The sequence below is a fragment of the Entomomonas sp. E7T21 genome, from assembly GCF_058693955.1.
On record NZ_CP191672.1, the window covers coordinates 1,741,057 to 1,754,285 of the forward strand.

The 13,229-nt window shown below is 35.5% G+C and carries 7 protein-coding genes; 2 read left to right on the forward strand and 5 right to left on the reverse strand.

Annotation, left to right across the window (positions count from 1 at the left end):
• Position 1 precedes the first annotated feature (1 nt).
• Genes ACQVD9_RS08465 through ACQVD9_RS08475 form a run of 3 tightly spaced genes read right to left on the reverse strand, consistent with a single transcriptional unit; the run spans position 2 to position 6,820 of the window.
• Positions 2-3,808 carry an Ig-like domain-containing protein gene (locus ACQVD9_RS08465; RefSeq protein WP_264745611.1) on the reverse strand — a complete coding sequence of 1,269 codons (3,807 nt, stop codon included), beginning with the start codon at positions 3,806-3,808 and terminating at the stop codon, positions 2-4.
• Between the two features lie 31 nt (positions 3,809-3,839).
• Entirely contained in the window at positions 3,840-4,700 is an 861-nt protein-coding gene (locus ACQVD9_RS08470; protein WP_264745612.1) for a rhodanese-like domain-containing protein, read from the reverse strand.
• Positions 4,701-4,714: 14 nt separating this feature from the next.
• Complete coding sequence (locus tag ACQVD9_RS08475; RefSeq protein WP_264745613.1) at positions 4,715-6,820, reverse strand: SdrD B-like domain-containing protein; 2,106 nt, start codon at positions 6,818-6,820, stop codon at positions 4,715-4,717.
• Positions 6,821-7,408: 588 nt separating this feature from the next.
• On the opposite strand from ACQVD9_RS08475, the gene ACQVD9_RS08480 reads away from it, so the two are divergent.
• Positions 7,409-11,476: a calcium-binding protein gene (locus tag ACQVD9_RS08480; protein ID WP_492088763.1), complete on the forward strand. Its 4,068-nt coding sequence runs from the start codon at positions 7,409-7,411 to the stop codon at positions 11,474-11,476.
• A gap of 80 nt (positions 11,477-11,556) precedes the next feature.
• Here ACQVD9_RS08480 and ACQVD9_RS08485 read toward each other — a convergent pair whose 3' ends face one another.
• Positions 11,557-11,781 (reverse strand): hypothetical protein, encoded by a 225-nt coding sequence (locus ACQVD9_RS08485; RefSeq protein ID WP_264745615.1) that lies wholly within the window; start codon positions 11,779-11,781, stop codon positions 11,557-11,559.
• A 394-nt stretch (positions 11,782-12,175) separates the two neighbouring features.
• Here ACQVD9_RS08485 and ACQVD9_RS08490 point away from each other — a divergent pair, with 394 nt between their 5' ends.
• Positions 12,176-12,718, forward strand: a complete 543-nt coding sequence (locus ACQVD9_RS08490; RefSeq protein WP_264745616.1) for a carboxymuconolactone decarboxylase family protein — start codon at positions 12,176-12,178, stop codon at positions 12,716-12,718.
• Positions 12,719-12,853: 135 nt separating this feature from the next.
• Here ACQVD9_RS08490 and ACQVD9_RS08495 read toward each other — a convergent pair whose 3' ends face one another.
• Positions 12,854-13,111 carry a hypothetical protein gene (locus ACQVD9_RS08495; RefSeq protein WP_264745617.1) on the reverse strand — a complete coding sequence of 86 codons (258 nt, stop codon included), beginning with the start codon at positions 13,109-13,111 and terminating at the stop codon, positions 12,854-12,856.
• Between the last annotated feature and the right edge of the window lie 118 nt (positions 13,112-13,229).

Sequence of the window (13,229 nt, forward strand, 5' to 3'; positions counted from 1 at the left end):
ATTAATTAACTGGTGATGAGCCTGTGCCACCACAACCATCTTCACAATCTGGGATACATGCAGGTGTTAAAGGCATAGGGTTTGGTGTAACTAAACCACCACCTGTCCAGCCGCCTGATGCGCCGCCTGAAGTACCACCACCAAAACCTCCTGAACCCCATCCGCCGATATTGTTACTACCACCAACAGAGGCTGTATTACAGCTTTTACCTGCTACTTTGTTGTAATTACCTTGGCTTCTTCCATTTGAGGTGTCGCCATTGGCGCATTCGCTAGTGTGTTCTTCTGAGAAGTATTTAACATAAGAGTCACAATCTTCGTTTGTGGTCTCTGTGCTAAAGGCACTAGCCATTCTGAAAGCAGGTTTTGCTAAGGCTGTGACTTTATAAGGGATAACAATTCTTGTTTTAGGGGCGATAGTAGTAGGTACTTCAGCTAAGAATTCGTAATGGAATTTAGTATCTGAAGTGGGTGGGAAAAATTTAACATTTTCTGCCTGTACTAAACCGTAATTTGTTAATACTAATTCACCCGTTTTTATATCACCTGCTTGCATGCCATTTAGGCTGATAGACATAGGTTCAAATACCATAACAGGAGCGGGCACTTGGGTATTAAAGCTTGCTTCTAGTTCAATTTCATATTCATCTTGAACAGTAGTTTCTGTAACATTGAATTCAATATTAATGAGCTGATATTCCATAAAAATATGTTCATTGGTTGTTACATTGGGACGTATTACTAACATGCCACTTGTATCCACATGATCTGTTGCGCTGGCACGATAGCGATAAATGCCTGGAGGAATATCATTAAGCTCAGCAAGACCTTGTTGATTAGTTTTTAATTGGTATTGTTGTGTAAGTACATTCTCGTTTTGTAGTTTAATAGTGACGTTAGCTACACCTTGAATAGGTAAGCCATTTTCATCCAATGTTGCCGTGTAGATATCGGCTACATCAAACATGACAGAGCCTTGTCCATGTTGTGTGACAGATACAGAAACAGGAATAGTGCCGCCGTTACCATTGCTTGCTGTTACGATAATATTAAATTTATAAATACCATCTGCTAAGTTGCTATCTGGTTGTGCAGTAAGCTGTAAATCTACTGTTTCACCTACTTCTAGTGAGCCTAATTGATTGCTACTAATAAATACCCAATTAGGTGCTGGGTTGTTGTTTTGATCTAGCAGTTTAATTTGTACATTTTCAGCAGCAATTAAGCCTTTATTGGTAAGTTTGACACTTTCAACAATACTGCTTGCTTGTTGGACACCTGTTTCTATATAGGTTGGTGTAACAGTAAGTGCAGGTGTGGCAGGTGTTAAACGGTAGTTAATTTGGAATTTACCACGCTCTAAATTGCCTGAATCTGTAGCGAAGGCTGTTAAAAATAATGTGCCTGTTTCGGGTGCTGTATCATCTGCTTTGAAGTTAATAATAAGGGGCGCACTTTTGCCTGCTGCTATGTTAACTGTGGCACTGGTATCAATTTCAATGCCTTTAGGTAAAGTACCTGTAGGCTGATCTTCTGCTCTTAATTCCCAATGCAGATTGGTTGCTCCAGCACTGGTAGTAGCTGTTACTTTGATGGGGGTTGCTAAGTGTCTAGCAGTGGTTAGGTTGTAACCTGTTATATCAAATTTAATGCGATTGATGGCAAAGTTACCTTGTGCATAGGTTTTTGATTCTTTCGGGTGAATAGCCATTGCGGTATAAAGCCCAGCATCATGCGCCGCTGGTTGAAAGGTATAGGAGAATGCACCTGTTGCATCAGTAACTACATTAATTGTTTTATCAAAGCCATTGGTAGTCAGTAACAGTGTTAAAGGCAGATTAGCTGCTTTTTCAGCATCTGTTCGATAAATAGCATGCCCTGTAAATGTAATAGGCTGTGGCCCATAACTTGTTTTAGGTGAAATATCGGTTATTTCTCCTGTATAGATAGTTTGTGGTATTTCAGGTTGCTGTATATCCACTTTTACTTGACGGGTTAATGTAACTATTTTATTACTGCTATTAATGACATTAACTTTAATAGTGTAATCACCATTTTTAAGTTGAGTAACATCCCATTGGTATTGATAGGGAATTTTGGTTAATGTGGCTTTTTTGCTGTTGTTGATATAGATTTCAACTTGTTTAATCGCTAGTTCATCAATAGCACTGATTTCAATTTGAGTGGGTGCTACTAGGGTTAAACCTTCTGTTGGTGTAACAAAACTGGCTGTAGGAATAGGTAGTTTATATTCAACACTAATAAGGTTGCTTAGCTCGCTTGTTCCTGAATCAGTTTTAATAGTTGCACTTAGTTGATAGTTACCTTCAGTAGGTAAAGTAATAGTGGTGCTAAAGTTATTTTGTTGATCAACTTCAAGCTCAGAACCTATTGCTTGAGCATTGAGAAAGAGTTGTACTAAACCGCCTGCTTCACCTTTGCCAGACACCATTACAGATGCTTGATTAAGCTTACTATTGGTAACAGGAGTTATAATGGTAGGCGCTAAAAGCTCTATTGATTTAATATTAGAAAAATCTGAAATATTACCAATTTGGTCAACGGCATTTATGCGTGCATAGAGTGATCCTCTATGGTTGATACTTGTAATAGTGGCAGAAGTGTTTTCAATAGAAAGTTGCTCTGTCACTAGGATAGTATCAAATGCTTCATCACTGGCTATTTGTAGATTAACTACGGCAAGGCCACTGATATCATCACTTGCTTGATAGGTAATTTTAAGAGTTTCATCGTTTAAGCGGGAGAAGCTATCAACCTGTACTTGGGGTTTGCCTGTATCTACTGTGATAGGTAAAGAAAAACCTGACCAAAATTCCCATGTGCCACCATTGTTAATACTGCCTCTTACTCTAGCTTTGTAGCTTTTGCCATTGGTTAGGTTGGTGTTATAGGTAAACTCACCTACATTACCTACAACCTGTTGTAAAACAGTATTACCTTGTTGATCCTGAATTTCTATTTCGTAGGAGGTCAGTGTAGCAAGTTGGCTCCATGTCCAATGTAAATTTGTTTTTGTATAGCGACTAGCTGCTACTGGTGGTCTAACACTAAGTCCTGAAATATCGATAAAGTCATATTCAGCTTTTGTGTTAACCGTATAGCCTGTTAGTGATTCATTAGGTGTAAATACAATAGCTTGTTCAGAGGACAAAGCATTGCTTTGATTACAGCTAATTTGTTGTGCTAGTTTGTTTTCTCCTTGAATACCAATGGTTGCACTGTTACCTTTACTACGATCATCAAATAGATTACGGTACTGGAATTTTATTTCATTAGAGCCTTCAAATAGAATGGCTTGGAAGGTGCCCATAGGTAAATTAGAACCATAAAAATATTGATTAGTCCATTGCACAATTAATTGGCGATCTGGTGCTTCACCAATGGTTTCATAATAAACGGTACCATTAGGTTGGCCTGTTACATTGGTTCTTAAATCATCCCAAAATACATAAAGTGTATTATTTAGACTGCTAGGTAAACAGTTATTAGAATAGGCTGTTGATGGATTGGTAAATTGTAGTAGCCCATTGGTTGAAGCATAAAAATCCTTAAATTCCTGTTGGTAGAATTTAAAGTTAAACCCAATAGGGAAAGGGCCTTTAACTTGATCATCACCTGTTAAACCTGTATCCGTGGCTGCTATTGTTAAATTGCTTATTGCGATAAGACTACAAAAAGCAATTAAGCTGGTTATTCTCTTTAATGTTAATGTGAGTAATCGATAACTTTGTTTTTTAATTAGGTAAAGTAAAAACAAGGTTCGATTATAGTGTTGCAATATGTTCATATATTATTACCTTATAATGCGTTTATAGGAATTAACGACAGGAGCGAATAGATGCTTTTGCTGCGTTATTTCGAATGCTTTGTTGCTGATTGATATAATCGTTATAATTTTGTACGCCTCCCTGTAACCACACGATTTGTTTAGAATCTGTAAGGTTATTTAATGTCTGTTGCCAATGCTTTGTTGTCGCTTGATCTTGAGTAATAAGTACAAGCTGAATAGGGGTTAATTGGTTGAATTGAGATAACGTTTGGTGAATGGCCAAAACAACGTTATCTGTTGTGGATACCAGTTGTTTAAATGGTTTTATGGGTAATGCCTGTAAATCATCTTCGGCAATATCAATAACAATGGTTTTCCATGGGCTAGCCATTGAGCCAGACCAATATTGCTCAGGTGTTATTTCGTAATGTTGCTGTTGGCTTTTATCCAAAACATAAGCACCACCTTCTAAAGCATAAACTGCTGTAAAACCTGCTTGCTTTAGTTGTATGCAGGCTTTATTTAGCATAACCTGATCAAAGCCCGTGCCAACTAATACAATAGGTTGTTGCTTTAGAAACTGTTTGTTAGGTAAAGCAGAGAGAGGAATATCTAATAAACCATTTAATGGTAATGCTTTTTGCTCAGTTTTAGACCTTACATCAACCAATGTTATTGTTTCTTTTTGAGCTAATACCGTTATTTCAGAATCTTTAATCCAACAACTATTGTCTAAACTGTGTTGGTGACTTACAAAGTTAATCTGGTTATGTTGATCTGTTTGTTCATTAGCTAATGTATTATTTGGACAGCCAGCATAACTCTGTAGGCATTGTGTAATAATTAATAACAGACCTAGATAAAGCCCACCCTTGTTACTAAACTGTTTGTTTCCTAAAAAACTCATCATGGTATCCTTACCTATTAATAGTTTGATGCAACTTGAGTAATAAATTGTTCAAATCCAAGCTTTAATTTTGCAGTTGCTGTGGTTAGCAAAGTAACAGTTGCTGTATTATTGGTTGGATTTTTATCCTCTGTTTGGCTTTTAATAGTAGCTGTTACAGGGACATTACCAGTTGCTTGCATAACTCTTGTATTTATCTGTAAGGTATATGACGCACCTGACGGAATTTTATTGATAACCCAACGACCATTACTATTGATAACTTGACCAGCAGTGCTGCTAATAAGATAAACTCTTAAGTTTTTAGGAATAGATAAATCTACGCTTGTGTCTATCGCATCACTAGGGCCATGATTAGTTAAAGTAACCGTGTATTTAACGGTATCATCAACGTTAGCGGAATTGGTTGAGGTAACTATGCCAATATCAAGATCTGCTGTATTGGTTTGGGGTAGTGCTATTTCGCTACTTACTTTGGCAAACAGATTGCCATCCACTTGTATACCAGCAGCTAATTGAATATCAGAAATTTTGCTTATTTGGGTTATTGCATTTGCTGCTGTAGTGGTTGCTTGACCATCATTTAGGCCATTAAGTGGCAAGGCTTGTAGAGAGTAATTACCGGGATTTAATCCTACGAAATTAAAATGACCTTGGTTATCTGTATAAGCCTGTGCAGATATTTTTATACCATCTTGATCTGTTCCTGTTAACTGAATACCTGCAACGCCAATACCTTTTTCTGACTCATCAAATATACCGTTATCATTAGTATCGTTATACACAATGCCTGCTAATGATGCTTTATTGGTTATTTCAGTAAATGTAAACTGATATTGGCCTGTTGAATTTGTATCAAATAAATGAATAAAGTAAGACCAAGATAAATCTTCATTACGCTCTTTTGATAGCCAAACGTTCTCATGAGCAATCACTTTGCCATCAGAGCGCTGCATATTGATAGGTGTTCTAGTGCCATTAAATGGATCAGCTAGCTTGGTGTAAACTAGCCCCATTGTGGCAGGAAAGCTAACATCATATTTACCATTATTAGCTTGCAGTAAACTTTGTGAAGATAGATCACTGACTTCTGAATCAATACCCTCTGATTCATATACTCTTAAGGTGTCTTGGTCAAATGCAAGAAAGTCACGAACATTATCTCGATTAGCAAGGTCAACTTTAACATCATGCACTAATGTATGCGTATTCACACTGTCAATTAAAGAGGTTAATTTACCGCCTAAACCATCTGCATGAGAATAGCTTGCTGTAAACTCAGTAAACTTGCCAGACAGTGAAGTAATAACATTCCAACGACCTACTTGTGAAGTATTAGGCTGTATATCTCCTAAATTAAGTAGTAAGCTTTTGCCAATAAGTTGATCGGCTACATAACCACCAATAATCTCAAAATTAACTAATAAGTTTTGAGCATTATCTACAATCTTTGGTTGAGCAGATTCAATGGCTGTATTATTAGCAATACCATATCCTGTATTTTTAACTCTCACACCTAAAGTGAAGGGAATAGAAGGTTCTATCTCTGTAGTAAAAGCATCATCACCATAAACATCTTCAGGAAAAAAGTAATCTAAAACTAATTTAGGTAAAGGTCTTACCGTAATATAATCTGGTGTAACATCAACGCTTGTTTCTTCCCCATTTAAGGTATAACTTACTTTTGCACCCACATAATATAATTGATCCCGTTCATCTGCCGCTCCATAGGCAGGAATAATTAACCAGTGGATTTCAGCTGAAGACTTACTGGCAATCTCACCTGTACCTGAAATATTTTCGATACCAGAAAGTGAATCTACTTTGTAAAAAAACAGTGCATCTGTTTCATTAGCATCTTCAGTCACTGAGACAGGTTGATTGTTTTGATCCTCAAATAGCAGTTCAATACGAATATTTTCTAATTTTGCAGAAGTTAAACCATTATTAATCAGCATTTTTGCGTCAAACGCTTGCCGTTCAAATGATAGTTTTTGCTCAATAATCACTTTAACTTCAGCACACTCTGCATCTTGGGCGAGAACTACTTTAAAAGGCGATATAGAGAGCACCATAAAGAGCAAGGTGAATATACGCCGATAGTGTTTTTTAAATTTTTTCATTATGAAATCCTTAGAGCCTCACCAGAAATAGATAAATTCCTATGAAGCTCCTATGTACTATTTATCTTATTAACTGTTTGATATATCTGTTGTTTCTCTATTACGGCTAGAGATGAAGGCATGGTAGGTTGTTTATAGAGGCAATTCTTTTGGCTTAAACAAAAATTTTATAAGAATAATAAATGCCTTATTTCAACCATTAATTAAATGAGGTTTATATGCTGTATATATCAAATAGTGATTTGCTATTTAATTAATAATAGTTACTACACCTCTAAATTATTTAATCAATGGATAGTTTCTATGAGTAATTAGTTATTAATAAAAAGATAAACCTTAGAATTATCAAATTATTTTCATAATCTTTATCTGAAATCTGCTATAGCAAAACTTAGCTAATTTTTTTAATACACTTTTAATTAATTTTTGCTTAAGCCAAAAGAATTGCCTCTATAAACAACCTACCATGCCTTCATCTCTAGCCGTAATAGAGAAACAACAGATATATCAAACAGTTAATAAGATAAATAGTACATAGGAGCTTCATAGGAATTTATCTATTTCTGGTGAGGCTCTAAGGATTTCATAATGAAAAAATTTAAAAAACACTATCGGCGTATATTCACCTTGCTTTTTATGGTGCTCTCTATATCGCCTTTTAAGATAATACATGCACAAAATATCAATACGCATAATCAAGCTGTTGCAAGCTCTGAACAAGAGACTATAGCAAGTGATAGGTTGGATACTGATCTTATAGTAAATGCTCAAGAGCCAGGTATTCATGATACCTTGATTTTTAATAGTGGTGCAGGTAACTATATTGTTAATGCTTTCGATGATTTACAAGATGAAAATTATGGTAAGCGAGATAAAGTCATCTTTGGTGAAGGTATTACCAAAGCAATGATTAGCTTCAGTCAAAATAATGATGACTTAATTGTTAAAGTAGGTGATAAAACTGATCAAATAACCTTCACTAACTATTATAAACACACTGATTACCAAACTTTTAATCGTTTTGAGTTTGCCAATGGTGGTTTTTGGGCAGATATCCGAGAACTAACCTTTCCTGATGATCCTATGATACTTTTTGGAACCAATGGTAATGATACCTTAATAGGTGGTTCAGGCAATGATGTCATTATGGATTATACAGGTTATAACTATCTAGATGGTGGTGCTGGTGATGATGTCATTGTAGGAAGAGGAGAAATGATAGGGGGTATTGGTAATGACCATATTATGAATATAGTCAGTAATTCAGCTGGAGAGATTATTCGTTTTAACCTAGGTGATGGTAAAGATATTATCGATAGTTATGATAGTAATGGCTATAAAGATAGAGTTATTTTTGGTGAAGATGTTACCCCTGATATGATCACATTTCGTCGAGAGGGCGCAGCTTTAGTTGTGGTGGTAGGCGATCAAGGTGATGAAATGTGGTTTGTTAGATTCTTTGGTGATGAGTCGGTTTACAATGCAGCAGGTCAAACCTATCACCAATTTGAATTTGCAGATGGAACAGTATGGGAAGATATTCGAAAACTACCCCTCAAACAATATTACCCTGATGATTATAACCAAATTATAGGTACCCCATGGACAGATGTTATCTATGCAGGTTCAGGTGATGATGTTATTAAAAGTTATACAGGCTATAACTACTTAGATGGTGGTGCTGGTAACGATGTAATCATGGGGAGAGGTGAGTTTAGAGGTGGTAAAGGTAATGATCGTATTGTTAGTAGATTTGATAGCTCAGCAGGAGAAATCATTCACTTTAATCTAGGTGATGGTAAAGATATTATTGAAAGTTATGATAGCAACGCTAGTAGTGATAACTATAAAGATAAAGTAGTGTTTGGTGAAGATGTAACGCCTGATATGATTAGCTTTCGTCGTGAGGGAACTTCTTTAGTTGTGGTAGTAGGTGATCATGGCGATGAAATGAATTTTGTTAGATTTTTTGGTGATGAAAGTAATTCTAATGCAACAGGTCAAAGCTATCGTCAATTTGAATTTGCAGATGGTACAGTATGGCCAGATATTCGTAAAATAAAATTAACCCAATACTATGCAGATAATCAAAATAATATTTTAGGTACACCATGGGATGATGTGATCTATGCAGGTGCTGAGAATGATTATATTAGGGATTATGTGGGTTATAACTACTTAGATGGTGGTGCAGGTGATGATGTTATTTTGGGAAGAGGCGAGTTTAGAGGAGGCATTGGTAATGATCATATTAATAATAGACTAACTAACTCACCAGGAGATATTATTCATTTTAATTTGGGCGATGGTAAAGATATTATTGAAAGCTTTGATAGTAATGCTGGTAGTGACGCCTATAAGGATAAGATTATATTTGGCAAAGATGTCACCCCTGATATGGTCAGTTTTCGTCGAGATGGGGAAAGTTTAATAGTAGTAGTGGGTGACCAAGGTGATGAAATGCACTTTATTAACTTCTTTAGCTTAGCCGATGGAGTTGGTGGTCAAACTTATCGTCACTTTGAGTTTACAGATGGCACTATTTGGCCAGATATTCGCAAAACAAAACTAACTCAATATTATGCAGATAATCAAAATAATATTTTAGGAACGCCTTGGGATGATGCGATCTATGCAGGTAGTGGTAATGATCATATCAAAGATCTTGTAGGTTATAACTACCTAGATGGGGGAGATGGAGATGACTTTATCTATGGCAGAGGGGAGTTTAGAGGCGGCAAAGGTAATGATTATATTATGAACCGAATCAATAACTCAGCAGGGGATATTATTCATTTTAATCTAGAGGATGGTAAAGATACTATTGATGGTTTTGATCAATATGCTAATAGCGATAGTTATAAAGATAAAATTATATTTGGCAAAGATGTCACTCCTGAGATGATTAGCTTCCGTCGCGAGGGTAATGTATTAGTGGTAGTGGTAGGTAATCAAGGAGATGAAATGCACTTTATTAACTTCTTTAAAGGAGATGGTAACTCAGGGATGGGGGGCCAAAGTTACCGTCACTTTGAATTTGCAGATGGTACAGTTTGGGAGGATATTCGTAAAATGGTATTAAAACAATATTATCCTGATAACTACAATAAGGAAATCGTAGGAACACCATGGGACGATGCTATTTATGCAGGAGCAGGTGATGACACCATTACTGATACTGCAGGTTATAACTACCTAGATGGAGGAGCTGGAAATGATACTATCACAGGACGTGGTGAATTTAGAGGCGGTATTGGTAATGATCATATTATCAATAGAGTAAATTATTCAACAGGCGATATTATCCATTTTAATCTAGGGGATGGTAAAGATACTATTGATAGTTTTGATCAATATGCTAATAGCGATAGTTATAAAGATAAAATTATATTTGGTAAAGATGTCACTCCTGAGATGATTAGTTTTCGCCGAGATGGAGATGTACTTATTGTAGTAGTGGGTGATCAAGGAGATGAAATGCACTTTATTAACTTCTTTAACGCAGCGGGTAACTCAGGGATGGGGGGCCAAAGTTACCGTCACTTTGAATTTGCAGATGGTACAGTTTGGGAGGATATTCGTAAAATGGTATTAAAACAATATTATCCTGATAACTACAATAAGGAAATCGTAGGAACACCATGGGACGATGCTATTTATGCAGGAGCAGGTGATGACACCATTACTGATACTGCAGGTTATAACTACCTAGATGGAGGAGCTGGAAATGATACTATCACAGGACGTGGTGAATTTAGAGGCGGCAAAGGTAATGATCATATTATCAATAGAGTAAATTATTCAACAGGCGATATTATCCATTTTAATCTAGGGGATGGTAAAGATACTATTGATAGTTTTGATCAATATGCTAATAGCGATAGTTATAAAGATAAAATTATATTTGGTAAAGATGTCACTCCTGAGATGATTAGTTTTCGCCGAGATGGAGATGTACTTATTGTAGTAGTGGGTGATCAAGGAGATGAAATGCACTTTATTAACTTCTTTAACGGAGCGGGTAACTTAGGGATGGGTGGTCAAAGTTATCGTCACTTTGAATTTGCAGATGGTACAGTTTGGACAGATATTCGTCCAACCTTAAATAATTTAGTATGGACATATTATTATGGTGATGAAGACGATACTATTGTAGGCACTAGTTATCATGATGCCATCTATGCAGGCGGAGGAAATGATACTATTACAGATACTGTTGGTTATAATTATCTATATGGTGAGGCAGGAGATGATACTATTACAGGCCGAGGAGAGTTAATAGGTGGTTTAGGTAATGACCATATTATTAATAGAATCAATAGTTCAGCAGGCGATATTATCCATTTTAACCTAGGCGATGGTAAAGATACTATTGATAGTTTTGATCAATATGCTAATAGCGATAGTTATAAAGATAAGATTATATTTGGCAAAGATGTTACACCAGAGATGATTAGTTTTCGCCGAGATGGAGATGTACTTATTGTAGTAGTGGGTGATCAAGGTGATGAAATGCATTTTATTAACTTCTTTAAAACAGAAGGCAATAATGGCATGGCGGGCCAAAGCTACCGTCACTTTGAGTTTGCAGATAAGACAGTTTGGCCAGATATCCGCCAACTTGAGCAATATAAAACAGGAATTATAAGCAAGTAAAATTCGTAGTTAATCTTTTACAAAGCCCTAGAAATTAATCTAGGGCTTTTTTATAAATATTATTAAAAGGGGAGATAGTGCTAATTATCTAATAAGTTTTTTAACCTTTCGATAAAATTTGTATACCCTTCTGGTTGTTCTCCAATTTCTACCAAGTACCAATATGAGTTATATTTTTTGCAATAGGCACTGTAACCATCTTTATTAAAAGATAAGTAATCTTGTAAAGGGATAGATTTAGAAATACTACTTAGTAAAACTTCATTAGCAGTGTCCTTTTTTACAATACCTTGGAAATTATGCATAGTTTGTTCTTCGTAGAGGAGAGGCCTCAAGCGCTATTAGCACTCTCTATTACATCTAGTAGTCTTATAGGGCGTTCTTTTCCTATTTTAGTAAGTTTTGTAACAATTAAATCATGCATTTTTATAACCGCTAAAAGCAATAAAAATACGTTATGTTGTTATTTTGTCACTAAGTCTAGAGAGAAAATGAACTGATAGTTCTATATCGTATTGTTAGACTTTTTGCTGATAGCTAGCTGTAATGTGAGAGAGGATTATAGTAGGTGTAGTGATTAATAGTTATAACAGGCAATGGGCTTTAATACCTCTTATCTCATTATATGATGAGGTAAGGGGTAAGTATTAATTAGTTAGTCTTATTTAAGCATATTATGAACTATATTGTGGAGATTACATGTCAAGATTTAATATTCCAGCTGATATTAATGCAGCACCTGAAGAATCCCGTGAGATGCTAGAAGCGGTTAATAAACAACTAGGTAAAGTACCTAATTTATATCGCTTAGTAGCGTTAAGCCCAGTAGCATTAAAAGGTTATGTCAATCTTTCAGGAGCTTTAGCTAAGGGTAAATTACATGCAAAAACTCGTGAAGGTATTTCATTAGCATTAGCTGAGATTAATGGTTGTTCTTATTGTTTATCTGCTCACAGTTATATTAGCAAAAATTTAATGAAAGTAGATGATGCTGAAATTGCAGCAAACCGTAAAGGTAGTTCTAATGATGAGAAAACTAAAGCTGCTATTGAGTTTGCGGTGAAGGTAGCAGAAAAGAAAGGCAAGGTTTCAGCACAAGATTTACAAAATATCCATGAACATGGTTATAGCGATGCCGAAATTATAGAAATTGTTCAAAATGTGGCACTTAATATTTGGACGAATTATATGAATAATGTGGCTGAAACAGAGGTAGATTTTCCAAAGGTCACACCTCAATAATGCGAATATTCAAAATATAAAAAAGGAGATTAATCTCCTTTTTTTAACTGTGTTATATAAGCAAAATAAAACCTTTACAACCACACATAGCTCAAAAGCTAATTAGAGCGTTAGCGTGTTTATATGCTAAGTAAATTAGGTTCGCTTAAACTCTGTCCATAAAGCTTTCACTTGTGCCATACGGTATTCAGCTAATCTTAATACTTTGATCATAAATTCATTGCCTTTTATTTTTTCTAAGTAATTTGCATTATATTCAAAGCTAGTATTATCTTTAATAGTAGAGTGCGTTAAGTCTGCTACTTCTTCCACAATATCATTTATATCTACTAAATCTTTACTACTGTTTAATAGTTCTAATGCATTGTGTAATGTGACAGTGACATATTTCATAGTATTTACCTTCTATATTAACTTTATAGGTTATATGCCCATTGGTTAGTGGAGATAAGTTAACCCTATAAATTTCTAACAGTTTAACTATACGCCTTCTTTATTAATTATCTAGAAT